This window comes from Sphingomonas sp. Leaf339 (genome assembly GCF_001426195.1).
Lineage (GTDB): Bacteria > Pseudomonadota > Alphaproteobacteria > Sphingomonadales > Sphingomonadaceae > Sphingomonas.
This window is the reverse complement of record NZ_LMRS01000001.1, coordinates 252,650-272,505: the sequence shown is the minus strand read 5'-3', so window position 1 is coordinate 272,505 and position 19,856 is coordinate 252,650. Positions and strand designations below refer to the sequence as shown.

Below are 19,856 nucleotides of genomic sequence, written 5' to 3'. Positions count from 1 at the left end.
ATCTATATCCTTCCGCTCAACCGAGACCGTACGGCGCCCATGCCTTCACCGTGGCGGTGTCGGCCTTCGACAGCAGCTTGGTGCCGCGGTTCTGACGGATGTACTTGCCGTTGTGGTGCGCCAGGCGGTGGCGCTTGCCGGCGACGCCGTGCTTCAGCAGGCCGGTGGCAGTGAGCTTGAAGCGTTTCTTGACGCCGCTCTTCGTCTTCAGCTTGGGCATTTTGGTCCTTTCGGTTGGCGAAGCTGGGACAGCCGCGGCAGCCCTTGATGGCCGGGCAGTCCTGTAGCGCTTCGCTCGTGAAGCGCGGCCCTTAGCCGCACCGTCCGTGAATGGCAACCGATGCGGAACCGAAAGCGTCGCCGGAGCGTCGGGGCGCGATGGATAGCACAGCGCCGCGCACCGACGACCCGACGCCGGATGCGCGCCCGTCCCGACGACGCCGGCTGCTCCGCAAAATCGTGCTCGGGATCATCGTGGCGATCCTGGCGGCTTGGCTGGTCCTGTTCATCACCAAGGGGCGGTTCCTGAAGCGGCCGTTCGAGAGCATCGTCGGTGGGCTGATGCACCGGACCGTCGATGTGCGCGGCGATTTCCAGCTGTATTTCGCGCCCCTGCGGATCAAATTCTATGCCGAGGGAGTGACGGTTTCGAATCCGGCATGGGCCACCCGCCCCGCCCTGTTCACCGCCGACCGGATCGAGGCGCGGATCGCGCCGCTGTCGCTGCTCTTCGGCAAGCGGCACATCTATTGGCTCGATCTGGTCAACGGTGCGGTCGATCTGGAATGGAACCGGCCGCACAGCACCAACAGCTGGACGTTCAGCGGCAAGAAGGGCGGCGAGCCGCTGGCGTTTCCGCGCATCGACGTCGCCACCGTCACCGGTACGCAGGTGCACTATCTTGACCCCCGGATGCGCCTGCTCGCCAATGTCGCGGTGGACGATATCAAGTCGCAGGACGCGCGCATCGGCAAGGCGGTGGGCGTGAAGGGCGATGGTCGCCTGCGCGACACGCCGTTCACGGTCACCGCACGGCTGCTGTCGCCGGATGCCACCGCCAATCGCGGCAAGAACGAACTGGTCGCGCGGATGCGGGCGGCGGGCAACACCATCGATGTCGCCGGCACGCTGCCGTCGATCGCGGACATCGAAAACGTGCCGCTGCGGACGCTGGCCCGGGGTCGCGATATGTCGACGCTGCTCGGCATCATCGGCGTCGCCATTCCGCGCACCCGCACCTATCGCATCCATGCGCAGCTGGTGAAGGCGGGCGAGGAATATCGCTTCACGCGGATGGCCGGCACATTCGGCAACAGCGATCTTGCCGGCCGGCTGACGGTGACGAACGGCGACCGTATCCATCTCGATTCGCAGCTCGCGACGCGGCGGCTGGACATCATCGATGCCGCGCCGTTCATCGGGTATAACCCTGACATCGTCGCCGAGAAGGGCGCGGTCGCCGCCGCCGCCGCCACTGGTGCCGCGCCACAGCGGCTGCTGCCCGATGCGCCGCTGCCGATTGAAACGATGCAGTTGTTCGATGCCGACCTGAAATGGACGGTCGGGATGGTGCGGTCACGCAACCTGCCGATCTCGGACATCGACCTGACGCTCGATCTGGAACGCGGCAAGCTGACGCTGTCGCCGCTGACCTTCGCGATGGCGCGCGGCAATGTCGCGTCGGACATGATCTTCGACACCCGCCAGCGGCCGAGCGTGGTGACATATGACATTCGCCTAGCCCCGACGCCGCTCGGCCGGCTGCTCGCCGGTTATGGTCTGGCCGAATCGGGCACCAGCGGGACGATCAAGGGACGCATCGAGCTGAAGGGACGTGGCGATTCGATCCACGATTCGCTGTCGACATCGACCGGGCGCATTGCGTTCGTGATGCCGCAGGGCACGCTGTGGACGCGCAACGTGCAGCTCGCCGAACTCGATCTGGGCACGTTCGTGCAGAAGATGTTCGAGGATAAGCTGAAAAAGCCGGTGCAGATGAACTGCGGCCTGATCGGGTTCACCGTGCGCAACGGCGTCGCAGCTGCCGATCCGATCCTGATCGATACATCCAAGAACGTCATCGTCGGGCGGGGCGGATTCAGTTTCCGTAACGAAGCGGTCGATCTGGCCTTCCGCGCCGACGGCAAGAAATTCTCGTTCCTGTCGGGTCAGTCACCCGTCGGGGTGGGTGGTTATTTCGCGAAACCAAGCCTGAACGTCATCAGCAGCCAATTGCTGAGCCGCGCGGGGGCCGGACTGGGTCTGGCGCTGGTCGCCACCCCGATCGCCGGCGTGCTGGCGTTCGTGGACGTGGGCGATGCCAAGGCGACGGCGTGCGGGCCGGTGCTGGCCGGAGCGACGGCCAGTCAGCAGCAGACCACCAAGGGCGAGCCGCGCGACGATGTCGGTCATGGCACCACCGCGACGGCCGAGGATGGCGAGGCAAGCAAGGGCGCGCAGAAGAACCAGCGGAAGAAGTTTCTGGGCATTTTCTGACAAGCAAAACCCGTTTGCCCTATGGTTCCCCGGCGAAGGCCGGGGTCCAGTTGAGAGAGGCCGATTGGAAACCATGGCGCGTAGTTAGCGCCACCTCTCCAACTGGACCCCGGCCTCCGCCGGGGGAACAACAACCTTTCATCAATGGGAATGCGGAACGGCGCGGATCGCCTCCAATACGTCGTCGGTGCGGGCAGGATCGCCGATCGCCAGCACATGGCCGATGCTGGACGCGGTCAGCGGATCGCCGTCCCAGTCGCACATCCGCCCGCCCGCGCCCTCGACCACCGGCACCAGTGCGGCGAAGTCGTAAAGCTGCAGTCCCGATTCGGCGACGATATCCAGATGCCCCGACGCCAGCAGGCCGTAATTGTAACAGTCGCCGCCATAGATCGGCCCCTGTCGCGGCGCCCCGCCGCTGGCCGCGGCGACCAGTGCGAGGAAATGCGGCACGTCACCCTCGGCAAACAGGTGCGGACTGGTCGTCGCCACCGTCGCGCCTTCCAGCGCGGCGCAGGACCGGGTGCGGATCGGCACGCCGTTGAATAGCGTCGGCCGCCCGGACACGCCGATCCAGCGTTCGCGCTGCACCGGCTGGTCGATGATGCCCAGGACCGGCCAGCCATCCTCGACGAGCGCGATCAGCGTGCCGAAGATGGCGCGGCCGGCGGTGAAGCTGCGCGTGCCGTCGATCGGGTCCAGCACCCATTGCCGGCCTGTCACGCCCTCCTTGATGCCATATTCCTCGCCGTGGATGCCGTCGCCGGATCGCTCCGCCTCAATCAGCCGGCGCATCGCCGCCTCTGCCTCGCGGTCGGCCAGCGTGACGGGGGAGCGGTCCTCTTTCAATTCCAGGCCATGGGGCTGACGGAAATAGGGGCGGATCACCGCACCCGCCGCATCGGCGAGGGCGTGGGCGAGATCGATATCGGATTGCGTGACGGGCATCGGCAATGCCTATCGCGCCTGTCCGCGTCGCGCTACACCACAGTCAATGACTGGTCATAACGACTGGAAGAGGATCATCAAAATGCGCACCACCCTGATCGCCGCCGCTGCCGCCATCGCCCTGTCGGCGGTCCCCGCCACCGCTGCGCTGAAACTGGGGGCGAAGGCGCCCGATTTCGCCACCCGTGGCGCCATCGCGGGCAAGGTGATGCCGATCAACCTGAAGGATCAATTGAAGAAGGGCCCTGTCGTCCTTTACTTCTTCCCCGCCGCATTCACCGGTGGCTGCAACGCCGAAGCGCATGCCTTTGCCGAGGCGATCCCGCAGTTCAAGGCGGCCGGTGCGACCGTGATCGGCATGTCCGCCGACAATGTCGACACGCTCGCCCGCTTCTCGTCCGAGAAGTGCGCCGGCCAGTTCGCCGTTGCCAGCGCCGGCCCGGCGGTGGTGAAGGGATATGACGTGGCACTGGGCAAGGAAGTGCAGGGCCGCAGCGTGACGTCGCGCACCAGCTACGTCATCGGTCAGGACGGCCGCGTGGTATTCGTCCATGACGACATGAACCCCGGCGATCACGTTGCCCAGACGCTGGCGGCGGTGAAGAAGCTGCACGGCTGATCGAACAGATCGACCCGATTTGGGTATAATTACCCCTCGCTAAGGTTTCTACGCTATTCCCCTTTTCGGGGGGCAGTGGAGACCAGATGATGGGGGGTATGAATGCGGCTTTGCGGACGCGGGAATCCGATGGTTTGTTTCATCGAATCGGGGCGTTCCTCGCTGAACATCGATTGAGTCCCGAACCGGCGAACTATGCGTTCGCCTATTCGGTGCTCATCGCGCCCAATGGGCCGTTGGCGATCCAGGTCGCACGATTGACCGATGGCGGCTGTCGATTGACGCAGGAAGATCTGGCTCGCCTGTCCGGCGTGCCGATCGCCGCCGCCGGTACGCCCGCGGCCCAACCGGACCGGCGCCAGCCGCAGCTCGACCAGGCCGAACGACTGGTGGCGGAGACGCAGGCGCAGGTCGATGGCTTCGCCGCGATCGTCCGCACCATGCGGCGCGAAACGAATGGATTCGGCCGCGACCTGGCCCAAAGCGCCGCCGCGATCAACGAGGCGACGCCGGTGGCCGTCGCCGACCTGTCGCGTATCACCGGCGTGATGATCGCCCGTGCCAAGGATTCGGAAACGAAGCTGGCGCTGGCGACCGACGAGACGGAGCGGCTGCGCACCAAGCTGGCCGAGGCATGTGAGACGGCGCGGCGCGATCCGCTGACCGGCCTCGCCAATCGGCTGGCCTTTGCGGAGGCCTATGCGACGCGCAATCTGGATGAAGGCCCCTATTGCCTGGCGCTGTGCGACATCGATCATTTCAAGCGGGTCAACGATGTCCACGGCCACGGCGTCGGCGACCGGGTGCTGAAGATGATCGGCCACGCACTGGTCGAGAATTGCAACGGCCAGCTAGTCACCCGTCATGGCGGCGAGGAGTTCGCCGTCCTCATCAAGGGAATGAAGCTGACCGATGCGACCAAGCTGATCGATCGCGCGCGCAAGACGATCGCGAACCGCCGGTTACGCAACCGCGACACCGATGCGCCGATCGGTGCCGTCACCTTCTCCGCCGGTATCGTCGCGGTGGGTACCCAGGAAAGTGCCGAGGAAGCGACCGACCGCGCCGACAAGCTGCTGTACAATGCCAAGTCGCTGGGCCGCGACCGGGTTTGCGCGGGGTAGAAGCGTCGGATCGGTGAGCCGGCACCGACAGCCGATGCCGGCCATCGCAATTCGGATCGAAATCTGGCGAAATTTGCCGCCTTTGGTGGCGTGATACACCAACCATTCAGGGTCGTGTGAAACCCACCCTGCAATAACAATGACTTAAGAAACTGGCACGCCATCTGCAATGCAGTTGGCATCGGCGCTGATCGTCAGGCCGATGCCAAGGAGAAACACCATGTCGTCCACCTTCCAGTCCGCCCAGCGCATCGTCTGCTCCGCCGCCGCCGCGATCCTGTTCGCCAGCATCGCAGTCTGCGCCGCCGTTCCCGTCATTCCCGTCGCCTGATCCGCGACGGACCCAGCACCGGATACAGACCCATGAAACAGAGCATCATCCTCGGCCTCGTCGCCTTTTTCTCGACGGTCGTCACGATCATGGGCAGTGCGCCGGTCGCCCTGATCTGATCGTCCCGGCGGGCGACGGACCGTCAGGCCGTCGCCCCCGCCGCCTCGCCCACCAGCCCGACCGGCGCCGCTTCGCTGCGCGAATAGGTCCCGATCAACAGCCCGGCCGCGAGCACATGCCCGGCCATCGCCGCGACCAGTGCCGACCGCCCCGGATCGGCCCCGACATCCGGCGTATCCGCATCCAGCGCGAACAGCTGAAACGCATAACGATGCTCGCCATGCCCGGTCGGCGGATCGGGTGGCAGCCACCCTTCGCGCCGGTACGAATTGTGGCCGACGTCCTTTTCATCGCCATCGCCCGCGCCATCCGCAGCGATCGCGCCCTCGGCCAGATCACCCGCGGTGCCGGGCAACCCCCAGACGACCGCGTGCACCAGTGGTTGCGGCGTCGGCGAATCGGCATCCTCGACCAGCAGCGCCAACCGCGCCGTCCCCGCCGGCGGATCGCGCCACATCAGCGGCGGCGAGACACCCGCGCCATCGGCGGTGAAGCGTTCGGGCAGGCGACCACCATCCGCGAATGCCATGCTCGACAGGTCGAACCGTTCGAACGTGCCGAGCGGCTCCTGCGCGATCGCGAGCTTGTCGATTCCCGCGCGCACATCGCGCAGCGCGTGGCCCAGCCATTGCGGAACATGTTCGAGCATCGGTAAACTCCTTTACGGTTCAGGCGGATGGGCAGGCGCCGGGCTTGCGCGTGGTGCCGCTGCGCGTTGTCCAGCGGCTGACGTCACCCATCGTCTCGGCCTGGTGGTAACAGACGGCGGCCTGATCGGCGTTGCCGTCGATGGCGGTGTAGATCGTCCAGTTATGATCGCCGCAATTATGCGGTTCGCAGCCATAGGCGGCGATGCGCCTGCCCGACTGAAAGATCGGCGTGCGCGTCGCGTCCGGACCGATCATCATGCGCCGGACCTTTTCCTCCGGCACCGCCTCGATCAACGCATTGGCCACCTCGGTGCGGTCGAAGAACGATACGCCGGCCACCGCGTCGCGCGGATAATGGCCGACATAGGCGGTCAGCGGGCTCGCATGTTCCTGGCCGGGCAGCGGTGCGGGCGCCTGCGTCACCGGCGGCACGAAGGAGTTCGACGCCATCGCATTCTCATCGTCGCGCTTGCCGCACCCCGCGATCAGCAGGGCGGCCAGAACGATGATCGCTTCACGCCGCATGACGATCCCCTCCGATCGATCTCAATGATCGACAAATAAAGGAACGCGTCATCGCCCCGGTCGGTTGCCGATGGGTGACGCGTGAGGGAGCAATAGCGATGGCCCATGATCTGTCCCGGTTCGTCGATGCCCAGGCATCGACCTATGCCACCGCGCTTGCCGAGCTGCGTCGGGGGGCGAAACGGACACACTGGATGTGGTGGATATTCCCGCAGATCGCGGGACTGGGGCGCAGCGACACCGCGCGCCATTATGCCATCGCGTCGGCTGACGAGGCGCGCGCCTATCTGGCGCATCCGGTGTTGGGGCCGCGACTGATCGAAGCGACGGTCGCGGTCACCGAGGCGCCGGGAACCGCGGAGGCGATCATGGGTCAGGTCGATGCGGTGAAGCTGCGATCGTCGATGACGCTGTTCGCGGCGGTGGCGACCGATCCGGCGCCGTTCCGCGCCGCACTCGATCGCTTTTTCGGCGGCGAACGTGATGCGGCGACAATGGGGCTGTTATAAGCAAACTGGTCACCACGTGCGTACGACCGTCACGTGGTGTGCCGATGAAACTGCCTGACCGGACATTGGTTGCGCGCTGATATGACAATTGCGGCGAACGGAGTCGTGAACGAGTGCAGATACTTAACACCGAATAAATATAACCATTTTCCGAATAATGCCGCGATTTGAGAGGCGAGATCGACACCGTTCCGACCCCGATCCCGTCGGTTGGACGGCATAATAACTGCCGCTTTGGGTTAGTATATTTTGATTAAGCAGGACTGCCCATTCTGGCCCTCGATTAACACGAGGACGAGATGGTGGGCTGTCATGCCATTATAGCAGGAAAGACGATGATCGGGCGCGCCTGCCCGATCGTCTTCGGCCTGTTGTATGCGGCACAGGGCACGCCAGCATCGGCGCAGACGCGGGCCGGCACCGCGATCGTCAATACCGCCAACATGTCCTACACCCTGGACGGCACCGATTATCAGGCGCCGTCGAACAGCGTCACGATCGTCGTGGCCGAACGGCTGGACGTCGGCCTCGCCCCGCAGGGCACCGTCCCGGTCGTCGAGCAGGCACCGAGCACGGTGCCGCTGGTCCTGACCAATCTGGGCAGCGGCCAGGAATCGTTCACGATCGCGGTCAGCGCCAGCATCCCGACAGTCGCGCTGGACGGGGTGGCGATCGACCGGAACGGCGATGGCCGGTTCGATGCCGCGACCGACACGATGCTGACCGGGCCGACACCGGTGATGCAGCCGGGCGAAGCGTTGCCGCTGCTGGCGATCGTCGCCGCGACCCCCGGCATGACGGCGGCGGGCGGCGACCTGCACGTCACCGCCACCGCCACCACCGGATCGGGGCCGACGACCGAAACCTTCCCCGGCGCGGGCGATGGCGGCGGCGATGCGGTGGTCGGCGATACCGGCGCGACGGCGAGCGCGGACATTCCGTTTCTGGGACCGAACGCGGCGGGGCCGACGCTGGCGAAGTCGCAGACGGTCGTGGCGCCGGACGGGTCGGCGCAACCGATCAGCGGCGCCGTCGTCACCTATACGCTGGTCGCGCGCTTTCCCGATGCGACGCGCACCGCGCGGATCGACGATCCGGTGCCCGCCGGCACGACATATCTGCCCGGCACCCTGAGCCTGGACGACACGGTCCTGTCCGATGCCGCGGATGGTGACGCCGGCAGCGCCGGCCCGCGCAGCATCTCGGTCGTGCTGGGTGACACGGCGCCGGGCGCGGTGCGGACCGTCAGCTTCAAGGTGCGACTGCCATGACCATGTGCCGCGCCGATCACCGACCCACCCCCAATCCGCCGAACAAGGAATCGTCATGACGCCCCTATTCCTCCTTCCCCTAGCAGCGGCGGTGGCCGCGACGCCGGCGCCGCTGTCACTGGAGACGAAGGTGCTGGCCGAAAGCCGCGTCGCCGCGTCCGACGGCACGACCCGGATCGCGCTGGTCGCGCCACGCCGCATCGTACCCGGCGATCAGGTGGTCGTGCAGGTCGTCTATCGCAACGCCGGCCGCCAGCCGATCGACGGACTGGTGATCGCCAACCCGTTGCCACAGGGCCTCGTCTATCGCGACGCCGGTGCCGCATCGGCCGCGCCCGAACTGTCGGTGGACGGACGGACGTTCGGCACGCTCGCCACGCTTCGCGTGCCGCTGGCCGCCGGCGGTACGCGACCGGCGGGCGTCGGTGACGTCACTCATGTCCGCTGGCGCGTGCCGAACCCGGTCGCCGCCGGATCGAGCGGCCAATTCGCCTTCCGGGCCATCGTCCGATGACCGGCCAGACCAGAAACAACATGATGGAGGAGCACGTAACCATGTCTGCACGAAAGATGCGTCGCATCTTGTGGTCCACGACGGCAATGATGGCCGGCATGGTCACGGCCCAGGCGCATGCCCAGGCCCTGCCGCCCGCCGGCACCGCCGCCGGCACCACGGTGTCGAACACCGCGCAGGCGAGCTATACCGTGAACGGCCAGGCGCAAAGCACCGCATCGACGACCGCGACGTTCGTGGTCGATCGCAAGGTGAACCTGACCGTGATTGCGACGGACACGACGCCGACATCGGTCAACCACGGCCAAACGGGGGCGGTCACGCGTTTCACGGTGACCAACAACACCAACGGCACGCAGGATTTTCTGTTGTCGCTCAGCCAGTTGGTCCCCACCGGCATCCTGACGGGCACGGACAATTTCGATCTGTCGAACATCCGCATCTTTGTCGATATGAACAACAACGGCGTCTACGATCCCGCCACCGACACCGCGACCTATATCGACGAACTGGCGCAGGACACGTCGCGCGTGGTGTTCATCGTCGGCGACATTCCGTCCAACAACGCGCTGGCGACCAGCGCGCAGGTCGGCCTGGAAGCGACCGTCGCGGTTGGCGGGGCGCCGGGGACACAGGGTATCGCGCTGGTCCCGACGCCGCTGAACACGGTGAATCAGGACAACGAGATCGACATCGTGTTCGCCGACAACGACAATGACGGGCTGCTGGGCTTCGACGCCCTGCGCAACGGGCGTGGCTGGGCGTATCAAACGTATGACGTCACCACGCGCAACGTGAATTTGACGGTGACGAAGAGTGCGACCGTGCTGTCCGATGGTGTCAGCACCCTGAACCCCAAGGCGTTGCCCGGTGCGGTCGTGCAATATTGTCTGACCGTCCAGAACGCGACGCTGCTGACCGCGGCCAACAACGTCAACCTGACTGACGTGTTGCCGACGACGACGACCTATGTCCCCGGATCGCTGGTCGTCGGATCGGTCGGCACGGCGGGCGTCTGTTTGATCGGTGGTGTGCCCGTCGCGGACGATGGATCGACGACCGGCACTTACGGCGGATCGTACAATGCCACGACCCGCACGGTAACGGCGACGATTCCGCTGGTCGGCGGCGGTTCGTCGGTGGCGGCCAGTTTCCGGGTAACGATCAACTAAACGACGTTATTTGAAGGAGATACCCTGCCCCGGCGCGCGATGCGTGCCGGGAACGGCCCCTCGCATGCCCACGCCCCGCCTCTTCACGCGCCTCGGCGCCCTGGTGCTCGGTCTCGCCGCGATGGCGGCCGGGGCGCAGACGACGCGCGTGGAGAATACTGCCACCCTCAGCTTCACGACCGATGCCGGCGTGCAGACGGTGGCGTCGAACACGGTCACGCTGGATGCCGCGCACAAAAAGCGGCCGACGACGCTCGGCTTCTACCTGCCGCCGCCGGGATACGAACTGACCGGCATGAAGTGCGAGACGACGCCCCGCCGCGTGTTCACGCCCGCTCCGATCGATGCCGCCACCTTTGCCGGTTCGATGAAGATCGCCGCAGCCGATATCTATGCTGACGTCATCCTCGTGCTGGACGCGCAGGGCGACAACCTCGACCCGACGACGCGAGAAACGCAGATCATCACCGCGACGATCGGCAAGGTAGCCGTCCGGTTGCCGTTGATCGAAACCGGTCCGGACACCGGCATCTTCGCCGGCGGCGTGCCCGCGACCGCCACCGGCAAGCACCCCGATCTGGTCCCCTGCGACGCCCGTGGCCAGCGCGGCGAGCGGCTGAGCCTGTCATTCGATGAGAACGACAACAGCTTTTCCTCCACCTATTCGCTGCTGATCGATCCGGCCGGTTTCGTGTTCGATTCCGCCAATGGCCGCCTGGTCGATGGCGCGATCGTCTCGCTGGTCGATGCCAACGGCCATCCGGCGATGGTGTACGGCGACGATGGCGTCAGCCTGTACCCGTCCACCGTTACCAGCGGCGAAACCGTGACCGACGCGAGCGGCCGCGTCTATCCCGGGCGGCCCGGCCGCTATCGCTTTCCGTTGACGCTGCCGGGCGTGTATTTCCTGAAGGTGCAGCCACCGGGCGATTATACCGCGCCTTCGATCGTGCCGCTCGCGACGTTGCAGACGCTGAAGGACCCGAGTGGCGGCCCGTTCATCCTGAACGACGCCAGCTTCCTGCGGTCGCTGACGTTGTCGACGCCCGATCCTTTCTATGCCGATATCCCGCTCGACCGGCCAGGCGATGCGCAATTGCTGCTGACCAAGACGGCCTCGGTCCGCGATGCGGCGCCGGGGGATATCGTCCAGTACCGGCTGCAATTGGCCAATCGCGGCACCACCGGCGCGCGCGGGCTGCACGTGACGGATCATCTACCCGAAGGGCTTCGATACCGGCGCGGCTCCGCGCGCGGCGGCGACGAACCGGTGGTGTCGCCCGATGGCCGGACGCTGGATTTCACCATCGATACGCTGGCGCCGTCCGCGACGACCCAGCTTACCTATGTCGTGACGATCGCGCCCGGCGCCCCCACCGGCGAGGCGCTGAACCGCGCACGCGTGGCGGGCGACGGCGTGTTCAGTAACGAGGCCGCCGCCTCGGTCCGGCTGCGACCGTTATTGTTCACCGACGCGCTGACCGTGATCGGCCGCGTGACGGAGGGCAATTGCGGCGATCCGGTCGACAAGCGCAAGGGCGTGGGGGGGGTGCGCCTGATGCTGGAGGATGGCACCTTCGTCGTCACCGACCGCGACGGCCTGTACCATTTCGAGGGCGTGCCGGCCGGTCGCCACGTCGTTCAGCTCGACACCGCCAGCATCCCCGACAGCCATGAAGCAGTCGCGTGCGACAATGACACGCGTCAGGCCGGCAGCGCGATCTCGCGCTTCGTGGAGGGTCAGGGCGGGCTGATGAAGCGCGTCGATTTCCAGCTGAAGCCCACCGGCCGCGCCGCCCGCGCCATCGATACGTTGCCGATCGTCGCCGATGACGATGCGGTCGCCGCGGGCCTGCGCGACTGGACGGTCGGGCTGACCGCCGGCACCGACTGGCTGTTCCCGGCAATCGACCATAATCCACGCGCGCCGGTGCAGCGCGTGGTGGTGAAGCACGGGCTGGACGAACGCGTCGCGCTGACCGTCAACGGTGAACGGACCGATCCGCTGGCGTTCGACGGCACCGACAAGGGTGCGGTGGCGGCTGTGTCCCGCTGGTCTGGCCTGCCGCTTCGCGCCGGCGACAACCTGCTCGCCGCGACGATCCTGGCGGCCGATGGCCGGATCGTGAAGACGCTGGAGCGCACCGTCCATTATGCGGGCGCGGGCGTGCGTGCCACGATCGATCCAGCGCGCAGCCGGCTGATCGCCGATGGCCTGACCCGGCCGCTGATCGCGGTGCGCGTCACCGACAAGGACGGCCGGCCGGTGCGCGCAGGCAGCAGCGTACCGTTCCACATCGATCAACCCTATCGCGCCGCGGCCGAGGCCACGCTGGAACAGAACCGGCAACTGGCCGGGCGCGACCGCACCGAAATCACTGCGCAGGTCGTCGGCGACGATGGCCTCGCCTTCCTTGCCCTGCAACCCACCACGCAGGCGGGGGCGGTCCATGCCGTCGTGACGCTGACCGACGACCGGCAGGCGCGGACCAGCGACATTCGCACCTGGCTGGCCGCGCCCGCCCGCGACTGGATGGTCATGGGCTTCGGCGCCGGATCGATCGGGTACGACACGCTGAAGACACGGGCCAGCGCCCTGCCCCGCGCTGATCGTGGCAAGATGGTCAGCGACGGCCAGCTCGCGCTATATGCCAAGGGGCGGATCAAGGGATCGTGGCTGCTGACCCTCGCCTATGACAGCGACCGTCGTTACGATCCGCAACGCGGCCTGCTCGGCACGATCGATCCCGATCGCTATTACACCGTCTATGGCGATGGCACCGTGCAGGGGTATGATGCCGCCACCCGGCGCAAGCTGTACCTGCGACTGGAACGGCGCGAATTCTATGCGCTGTTCGGCGATTTCGAGACCGGCTTCACTGACACGCAGCTGACCCGGTACAGCCGCACGCTGAACGGCGTGAAGGCCGCGTATGAAGGCCGCAACCTGCGTGCCACCGGCTTCGCGGCCAAGGTTGACACCCGTTATGCCCGCGACGAGATCCAGGGCAACGGCCTGTCCGGCCCCTATCGGCTCAGCCAGCGTGGTATCGTCCCCAATACCGACAAGCTGCGGCTTGAAACGCGCGACCGTTTCCGCTCCGAACGGATCGTCGAGACGCGCCAGCTGACCCGGCATATCGATTACGACATCGACCTGTCGCTGGGCACCATCCGGTTCCGCGAGCCGATCCTGAGCCGCGACGCCGGCCTGAACCCGAACTTCATCGTCGCCGAATACGAAGTCGACAGCGGCCGCCTGAACCAGCTCGCCGCCGCCGCGCGCGTCGCCGGCCGCACCGCCAACGGTCGGATCGAGGTGGGCGCCAGCGTGATCCGCGACGAGACCGCGGACGCGGCCACGATCGCCGGCGCCGACGTGAAGGCGAAGATCGGTCGCGGCACCGAATTGCGCGGCGAGTTCGCCGGCGGCGGTCGCGGCGGTTTGGGCGACGGCATCGCCTATCTGGCCGAGGCTGAGCATCACGGGCCGGGTCTCGACCTGCTCCTCTATGCCCGCCAGCAGGACGAGAATTTCGGCGTCGGCCAGCAGAATCTGGTCGAGGCGGGCACGCGCAAGCTGGGTCTGGACACGCGCATCCGCCTGACCGAGCGACTTAGCCTGACCGGCACCGGCTGGTATCAGCAGCAGTTGATCGGCGCGGGCGAGCGAATCGCGGGCGAGGCGAAGCTGGAATACCGGCGCGCCACCGGCACCGTGTTCGGCGGCGTGCAGGTCGCCGCCGACCGTGGCCTGGACGGCCGCGACCGCAACAGCCTGCTCCTGACGCTGGGCGGTACGCAGGCGATCGGCGACCGGCTGACGTTGTCCGGCCAGACGCAGGTGGCGCCCGGCGGCGACAAGGCGAGCGTCGACTTCCCGATCCGCCACCAACTGACCGCCGCGTGGCGCGTGAAGCCCGGCATCCGCCTGCTTGCCGGGTACGAGATCGCGCAGGGCAGCGATTTCACCGCCAACACCGCACAGGTCGGCTTCGACATCGCACCATGGCGCGGCGGCAAGGTGATGAGCACGCTGAACCAGCAGGCGATCGGCGAGAACGGCGCCCGCACCTATGCGCAATACGGCCTCAGCCAGTCGTTGCCGCTGGGCAAGCACTGGACGGTCGATGCCACCGTCGATGCATCGAACACCGTCAAGGGCAGCATTCCCGTCGGCGGCGTCATCAACGCGTTCCAGCCGGTGGCATCGGGCGGCTTCCTGTCCACGACGCAGGTAAACGGCGATTACGTCGCGCTGACGCTGGGCGCGACCTATCGCGCGGCGCGGTGGTCGTGGAACGGGCGGATCGAGCGGCGCGATGCCGATGCGGAAAAGCGCTGGGGGATCACCAGCAACGTCCTGCGGTCACTGGGCGAAGGCAGCACGATCGCGTCGGGTCTGCGCGCCTATCGCCTGACCGACCGGCGCGGCGCCACCGCCGAATCGGCGACCGCCGACGTTGCGCTGGCGCTGCGCCCGCTCGACAGCCGCTGGTCGGTGCTGGAGCGGCTGGTGTTCCGGCACGAGCGCGCCGACACCGGCTTCACCGACGCTAACGGTCTGGGCGTCCCCGCCTATGGCAACGGCGCGCAGGTCACGACGCGGGCGGTGAACAACATGGCGTTGAATTACCGCACCGGGCCGGAGGGCGCCGGCCATGGCACCGAGGCGACGCTGTATTATGGCGCAAAATACGTCCGCGGCCGCTTCGGAGACGACGTCTATACCGGCTTCATCGACGCCACCGGGTTCGAACTGCGGCAGGATATCGGCCAGCGGTTCGACATCGGCGTGCAGGCGTCGATCCAGCATGCGTGGTCGGGTCGCGATGCCTGGGCATGGAGCGGTGGCCCTTCGGTCGGCGTCTCGCCCGCCGGCAATGTCTGGCTGACCGCCGGGTACAATGTCGCTGGCTATCGCGACCACGATTTCGAGGCCGACCGCTATTCGCGCCAGGGACCGTATGTGACGGTCCGGGTCAAGTTCGACCAGCGGACGCTGGGCGACGCCGCCCGCCGACTGACGGCGATCGGCCGATGATGTGCCCCCTTTCCCCACCACCACGCGCCGTCGCCCGGCGTGGGAGAATAACCCTATGCTGATGAACACGCAGGCGATGGCCGGCGAGCCGATCGATGGCGAACCGACGGCGGCGGACCGGCGCGCGGGCAAGCGGCATCAATCCGTCCTGTTGATCGGCAAGGTCCGGCGCGGGCCGACCACGACAGTATGTCTGGTCCACGATATCTCGCGCAACGGCCTGATGGGTCGATTCCCCACCCCGCCATCGGTCGAGGAGGAACTCGTGATCGAGGTGCGCGGCCTGCCGCCGATCGTCGCCACCGTCCGCTGGGTGATGGGCCGCAAAGCCGGGTTGCAGTTTGCCGAGCCGCAGGCGGTGGAGCATGTATTCCGCCTGACGCTGGATGACGGCCTCGTCGCCCGACCGCCACGCTTTCCGATCGACGCGCCGGCGATCGTGCGCGCCGATGGCGGGCGGTTCGAGGCACAGTTGTTCGATATCTCCGCCGGCGGTGCGAAACTGTCGACCGAGGCGATCGTGGCGACGGGCCAGACCGGTCAGGTGACCCTTGTCGAGACCGGGACGGCGATGTTCGGGCGGATATGCTGGACGCGGCCGGGGCTGTTCGGCTTTCGCTTCTGCTCACCCCTGCCGCTCGACGTGCTGTCGCACATCCTCGACCGATAAGGCGCTCTATCCCGAATTGCGCAGGGCGGTGGCGATGGCGTTGATCGACAACAGGATGCCGTCGCCGATCCGTGTGTCCTGATCGCCGGCCCGGTGACGCTTCATCAGCTCGATCTGGAGCAGATTGAGTGGTTCGATATAGGGCAGGCGCAGGCGGATCGAGGTTTCGAGGGCGGGATGTCGCTCCAGCAGGCGCGACTGGCCGGTCGTCTGCAACAGGCCGTCATGCGTCAGCGTCCACGCATCGCGGATGGTGGTGAAGAACGGCCGCAACGGTTCGTCGACCAGCGCCGCATAGCGCGCGGCGATGCCCATGTCGGACTTCGCCAGCACCATTTCCATATTGGCCAGCGTCGCCGCGAACAGCGGCCACCCCTCGGCCATCTCGGCCAGCAGCGCCTTATCCTCGAACCCCGCGATCGCTTGACCGACGCCGTACCAGCCGGGCAGCATCACCCGCGCCTGCGCCCAGGAGAATACCCAGGGGATGGCGCGCAGATCCTCGATCCGGTCGGATTTGGTGCGGCTGGCGGGGCGACTGCCGATCTTCAGGTTCGCGATCTCGGCGATCGGCGTCATCTGGCGAAAGAACGTCCGGAAAGAATCGTCGCCGTAAACCAGGTCGCGATAGGCATGGAACGCCGCATCCGACAGCTTGTCCATCGCACCTGAAAACGCCTGATTTTCGGCATTCGACAGCCGCACCGGTTCCAGACTGGCGAGCAGGGTGGCGGATGCCATCGCCTCCAGATTGGTCGCGGCGGTTTCGCACGTGCCGTATTTGGCGGCGATCACCTCGCCCTGTTCGGTGATGCGGATGCGGCCCTGCACGGTGCCGGCGGGCTGCGCCTGGATCGCCGCGAAAGCCGACCCGCCACCGCGCCCCACCGCGCCGCCGCGCCCGTGGAACAACTGCATGCCGACGCCCGCCGCCTCGAACACCGGCGTCAGCGCGGTCGATCCCTTCGACAGGCCCCAGGTCGATGTCAGGTAACCGCCGTCCTTGTTGCTGTCGGAATAACCGATCATCACTTCCTGATGGCCGCGCCCCTTCGTGATCGCGGCGATCTCTGGCAGGGCCAGCCAGTCGCTCATGATCTCCGGCGCGGCATCCAGATCCTCGATCGTCTCGAACAGCGGCACCGCCATGATCGCCGCCTCGGGCTTGTCGCCGGGGCGATACAGCCCCGCTTCCTTCAGCAGCAGGTTGACCTCCAGCAGGTCGGACACCGACTTGGCCATCGACACGATATAGACGCGGATCGCCTCCACGCCGAACCGTCGATGCGCCGCCGCCGCCGCCTCGACGATCGCCAGCTCGGAGGCGGTTTCGTCGGAATAGGACTGGAAACGGCTGGTCAGCGGCCGCGCATTCGCCAGCTCGCGGCGCAACAGCGCGACGCGCGCATCCTCGTCCAGCGCCAGATAATCTGCCTCGACCCCGGCCGTCTTCAGCAGTTCGGCGACGACGCGTCCATGCACGGCCGAGTTCTGGCGCATGTCCAGCGTCGCGAGGTGGAAACCGAATACGTCGACCGCGCGGATCAGCCGCGCCAGCGCGCCGCTAGACGCCAGCGCCCCGCCGCCCCGCGTCGCCAGCCCACGCGCGATCGTGACCAGATCGGCGCGGAATGCCGCCGGATGCGGATAAGGCTTTCCCACCAGCCGGCCCGGCCGCGCCGCCGGCCGGCCGCTCAGCGCCTCATGCGTGGCGGCGAGCCGCGCGTAGACGCCCGACAGCGCCCGGCGGAACGGTTCGTCACGACGGCTGGGTGCGTCGTCGCCGCTCGCCTCGGCCAGCGCCTCGACCCCCTCGTCGACCCCGACGCGGGCAGAGGAGATCGACAGTTCGCCGCCCAGCGCGTGGACGGTATCGAGATAATGACCCAGCACCGCCTCGGCGGACCGTTCCAGCGCCAGCGTCAGCGATGCGGCGGTGACGTTGGGATTGCCGTCGCGGTCGCCGCCGATCCAGCTGCCGGGCTTCAGGAAGCTGGGGCAACGCCGGCCAAGCGCCCGGTCCCAGCGCTGATACAAGGCCGGCACCGTCGGCAGGAACACGTCACGCAGATACGACAGCGCGGTTTCCACCTCGTCCGCCACGCCCAGCCGCTCGCGGCGCAGCACCCGCGTCTGCCACAACAGCGCGACCTGTCGGCGGATCGCGTCCTCCACCGCATCGCCCTCCGGCGTCTCGATCATGCCGCTGTCGCGCACCAGCATCAGCTCGGCGATGCGGTTGCGGTGATCGATCATGCTCTTGCGGCGCACCTCGGTCGGATGCGCGGTCAGCACCGGCGCGACGAGGGCGCGGTCGAGCAGCGCCACGACCGCGTCCTTGTCGATCCCCTCGGCCGCCAGCCGGTCCAGCGCCGCCGACAGTTCCGCGCCTTCCTCGGCGGCGAAACCCTGACGATCCTCGGCCAGATTGGCGAGCATCGAGAACAGCATGAATCCGCGCACGAATTCCAGCGTGTCGTCGAGGTCGAGCTGTTCGAGTTCCAGATCGATCGCCGCACCGTCGCCCAACCCGCGATGCCGCTCCACCGAAGCGCGCCGGATCGTCTCGGTCGCCGCAAACAGTTTCTCGCCGCCATAATCGCGGATCACATCGCCGAGCAGGGCGCCCAGAAAACGGATGTCGGGATTGTTCGCGATCGGAGGGAGAGTAGCCATGCCGTAATGCTGCGCTGCGGCACCGCACAGGTCAACCGGGCGCAGGTATAACGCGCTTGAGCGGGCATTTTTATCGACCAGCCCGCCTTTGATGGGCGCCGGATCGCATCAACCTGAAAAAGTGCATCGGGGCGTGTCAGCAATCTCTTCCACTACAGCGACATTCCCCGGTTGGTGCTGGTCGCGGCGACCTGTATCCCGACCGTCGATGCTGCGGCGCTTTACCCAATGATCGGCCTGTCGGTCGCGGTCGGCCGGTTCGTCGAGGCGTTGTTCTGGGCGATCTTCCGCGTCGCCGGCGCCGTTGCCGGCGCCGTCGTGCTGGCGATACTCGTCGCGATCGTCGCCTGGATCGTCATCCGCCGCATCATGCGCCGCCGCTGAAGAATGGAGCCTGCCCTGCCCGCCACCCCCGCCTGGCCGCCGCAATCGACGCCGCGCCTGTTTGTCGACGCGCCCCTCGCCCCCGGTCCGCTCAGGATCGATGGTCCGCCCGCGCATTATCTCGCCACCGTCATGCGCGCGAAGCCGGGCGACCCGGTGAAGCTGTTCGACGACCGCACCGGCGAATGGCTCGCCACCGTCACCAGCACCGGCAAGCGCGACCTGATGCTCGACGTCGTGGAGCTGCTGCGCCCGCGTGAGCCGGTGCCCGACCTGTGGCTCTGCGCCGCACCGTTGAAAAAGGGCCGGGTCGACTGGATGGCCGAGAAGGCGTGCGAACTGGGCGTCGCCCGCCTCGTTCCCGTCGTCACCCGCCGCACCGTGGTCGACAAGCCCAATGGCGACCGCCTGCGCGCGCATATGATCGAGGCGGCGGAGCAATGCGACCGCACCGCGCTGCCGGAACTGGCCGATCCGGTGAAGCTGCCGGCGTTGCTGCGCGACTGGCCCGCCGATCGCACCCTGTTCTTCGCGGATGAAACCGGCGGGCTGCCCGCACTGGATGCGATGCGCGCCCATCCCGGCCCCGCCGCAATCCTGATCGGGCCGGAGGGCGGCTTCGATGCCGATGAGCGCGCCGCAATCCGCGCCCTGCCCCAGGCCATCGGTATCGGCCTCGGCCCCCGCATCCTGCGTGCCGACACCGCGGCGGCGGCGGCCGTGGCGTTATGGATGGCGGCGGCGGGGGACTGGCGATCGTGACACCGTCGCTGCCTTTATCCAGCGACAGCTTATCCTGTCTG

The 19,856-nt window shown here is 67.2% G+C and carries 16 protein-coding genes; 11 read left to right on the top strand and 5 right to left on the bottom strand.

From position 1 onward, the window contains the following. Window positions 1–16: 16 nt before the first annotated feature. Window positions 17–220 (bottom strand): 50S ribosomal protein L35, encoded by a 204-nt coding sequence (rpmI, locus tag ASG67_RS01275; RefSeq protein WP_056524182.1) that lies wholly within the window; start codon window positions 218–220, stop codon window positions 17–19. 158 nt (window positions 221–378) lie between these two features. Between rpmI and ASG67_RS01270 the strand changes: the two genes are divergently transcribed. Beyond that, complete coding sequence (locus tag ASG67_RS01270) at window positions 379–2,496, top strand: AsmA family protein (RefSeq protein WP_056526200.1); 2,118 nt, start codon at window positions 379–381, stop codon at window positions 2,494–2,496. 141 nt (window positions 2,497–2,637) lie between these two features. Here ASG67_RS01270 and ASG67_RS01265 read toward each other — a convergent pair whose 3' ends face one another. After that, window positions 2,638–3,444 (bottom strand): inositol monophosphatase family protein, encoded by an 807-nt coding sequence (locus tag ASG67_RS01265; protein WP_056524179.1) that lies wholly within the window; start codon window positions 3,442–3,444, stop codon window positions 2,638–2,640. A gap of 82 nt (window positions 3,445–3,526) precedes the next feature. Between ASG67_RS01265 and ASG67_RS01260 the strand changes: the two genes are divergently transcribed. Further along, window positions 3,527–4,063 (top strand): peroxiredoxin, encoded by a 537-nt coding sequence (locus tag ASG67_RS01260; RefSeq protein ID WP_056524177.1) that lies wholly within the window; start codon window positions 3,527–3,529, stop codon window positions 4,061–4,063. 173 nt (window positions 4,064–4,236) lie between these two features. Beyond that, window positions 4,237–5,187 carry a GGDEF domain-containing protein gene (locus tag ASG67_RS01255; protein ID WP_235534987.1) on the top strand — a complete coding sequence of 317 codons (951 nt, stop codon included), beginning with the start codon at window positions 4,237–4,239 and terminating at the stop codon, window positions 5,185–5,187. A 473-nt stretch (window positions 5,188–5,660) separates the two neighbouring features. Here the strand turns inward: ASG67_RS01255 and ASG67_RS01250 are convergent, their stop codons facing one another. Both ASG67_RS01250 and ASG67_RS01245 read right to left on the bottom strand, forming a co-directional pair. Next, window positions 5,661–6,287, bottom strand: a complete 627-nt coding sequence (locus ASG67_RS01250; RefSeq protein WP_056524171.1) for a YbhB/YbcL family Raf kinase inhibitor-like protein — start codon at window positions 6,285–6,287, stop codon at window positions 5,661–5,663. Window positions 6,288–6,306: 19 nt separating this feature from the next. Next, entirely contained in the window at window positions 6,307–6,813 is a 507-nt protein-coding gene (locus ASG67_RS01245) for a hypothetical protein (RefSeq protein ID WP_235534986.1), read from the bottom strand. A 98-nt stretch (window positions 6,814–6,911) separates the two neighbouring features. On the opposite strand from ASG67_RS01245, the gene ASG67_RS01240 reads away from it, so the two are divergent. The 6 genes from ASG67_RS01240 (at window position 6,912) to ASG67_RS01215 (ending at window position 15,993) form a co-directional block, all read left to right on the top strand. After that, complete coding sequence (locus tag ASG67_RS01240; RefSeq protein WP_056524168.1) at window positions 6,912–7,322, top strand: DUF1810 domain-containing protein; 411 nt, start codon at window positions 6,912–6,914, stop codon at window positions 7,320–7,322. A gap of 335 nt (window positions 7,323–7,657) precedes the next feature. After that, window positions 7,658–8,593 (top strand): hypothetical protein, encoded by a 936-nt coding sequence (locus tag ASG67_RS01235; protein WP_056524165.1) that lies wholly within the window; start codon window positions 7,658–7,660, stop codon window positions 8,591–8,593. Between the two features lie 55 nt (window positions 8,594–8,648). Next, complete coding sequence (locus ASG67_RS01230) at window positions 8,649–9,107, top strand: DUF11 domain-containing protein (protein ID WP_056524162.1); 459 nt, start codon at window positions 8,649–8,651, stop codon at window positions 9,105–9,107. A 98-nt stretch (window positions 9,108–9,205) separates the two neighbouring features. Next, on the top strand, window positions 9,206–10,279 hold the full coding sequence (locus tag ASG67_RS01225; protein WP_235534985.1) for a hypothetical protein: 1,074 nt from the start codon (window positions 9,206–9,208) through the stop codon (window positions 10,277–10,279). 64 nt (window positions 10,280–10,343) lie between these two features. After that, the gene (locus tag ASG67_RS01220; protein WP_082543226.1) at window positions 10,344–15,323 is read left to right on the top strand and encodes a DUF11 domain-containing protein; all 4,980 of its coding nucleotides are present in this window, start codon (window positions 10,344–10,346) and stop codon (window positions 15,321–15,323) included. Window positions 15,324–15,378: 55 nt separating this feature from the next. Further along, window positions 15,379–15,993 (top strand): PilZ domain-containing protein, encoded by a 615-nt coding sequence (locus tag ASG67_RS01215; protein WP_056524159.1) that lies wholly within the window; start codon window positions 15,379–15,381, stop codon window positions 15,991–15,993. A 6-nt stretch (window positions 15,994–15,999) separates the two neighbouring features. Here the strand turns inward: ASG67_RS01215 and ppc are convergent, their stop codons facing one another. After that, on the bottom strand, window positions 16,000–18,669 hold the full coding sequence (gene ppc, locus ASG67_RS01210; protein WP_056524157.1) for a phosphoenolpyruvate carboxylase: 2,670 nt from the start codon (window positions 18,667–18,669) through the stop codon (window positions 16,000–16,002). Window positions 18,670–18,843: 174 nt separating this feature from the next. Here ppc and ASG67_RS01205 point away from each other — a divergent pair, with 174 nt between their 5' ends. Together ASG67_RS01205 and ASG67_RS01200 are read left to right on the top strand one after the other, a co-directional pair. Continuing rightward, window positions 18,844–19,053: a hypothetical protein gene (locus tag ASG67_RS01205; RefSeq protein ID WP_235535050.1), complete on the top strand. Its 210-nt coding sequence runs from the start codon at window positions 18,844–18,846 to the stop codon at window positions 19,051–19,053. Between the two features lie 15 nt (window positions 19,054–19,068). After that, window positions 19,069–19,815, top strand: a complete 747-nt coding sequence (locus tag ASG67_RS01200; protein ID WP_056526186.1) for a 16S rRNA (uracil(1498)-N(3))-methyltransferase — start codon at window positions 19,069–19,071, stop codon at window positions 19,813–19,815. The last annotated feature ends 41 nt before the right edge of the window (window positions 19,816–19,856 follow it).

What these genes read in the sequence shown, in the direction of transcription:
- rpmI (WP_056524182.1), bottom strand. Translation starts at nt 220, where the DNA reads ATGCCCAAGCTGAAGACGAAGAGCGGCGTCAAGAAACGCTTCAAGCTC.
- ASG67_RS01270 (WP_056526200.1), top strand. Translation starts at nt 379, where the DNA reads ATGGATAGCACAGCGCCGCGCACCGACGACCCGACGCCGGATGCGCGC.
- ASG67_RS01265 (WP_056524179.1), bottom strand. Translation starts at nt 3,444, where the DNA reads ATGCCCGTCACGCAATCCGATATCGATCTCGCCCACGCCCTCGCCGAT.
- ASG67_RS01260 (WP_056524177.1), top strand. Translation starts at nt 3,527, where the DNA reads ATGCGCACCACCCTGATCGCCGCCGCTGCCGCCATCGCCCTGTCGGCG.
- ASG67_RS01250 (WP_056524171.1), bottom strand. Translation starts at nt 6,287, where the DNA reads ATGCTCGAACATGTTCCGCAATGGCTGGGCCACGCGCTGCGCGATGTG.
- ASG67_RS01245 (WP_235534986.1), bottom strand. Translation starts at nt 6,813, where the DNA reads ATGCGGCGTGAAGCGATCATCGTTCTGGCCGCCCTGCTGATCGCGGGG.
- ASG67_RS01240 (WP_056524168.1), top strand. Translation starts at nt 6,912, where the DNA reads ATGGCCCATGATCTGTCCCGGTTCGTCGATGCCCAGGCATCGACCTAT.
- ASG67_RS01235 (WP_056524165.1), top strand. Translation starts at nt 7,658, where the DNA reads ATGATCGGGCGCGCCTGCCCGATCGTCTTCGGCCTGTTGTATGCGGCA.
- ASG67_RS01230 (WP_056524162.1), top strand. Translation starts at nt 8,649, where the DNA reads ATGACGCCCCTATTCCTCCTTCCCCTAGCAGCGGCGGTGGCCGCGACG.
- ASG67_RS01225 (WP_235534985.1), top strand. Translation starts at nt 9,206, where the DNA reads ATGGTCACGGCCCAGGCGCATGCCCAGGCCCTGCCGCCCGCCGGCACC.
- ASG67_RS01220 (WP_082543226.1), top strand. Translation starts at nt 10,344, where the DNA reads ATGCCCACGCCCCGCCTCTTCACGCGCCTCGGCGCCCTGGTGCTCGGT.
- ASG67_RS01215 (WP_056524159.1), top strand. Translation starts at nt 15,379, where the DNA reads ATGCTGATGAACACGCAGGCGATGGCCGGCGAGCCGATCGATGGCGAA.
- ppc (WP_056524157.1), bottom strand. Translation starts at nt 18,669, where the DNA reads ATGGCTACTCTCCCTCCGATCGCGAACAATCCCGACATCCGTTTTCTG.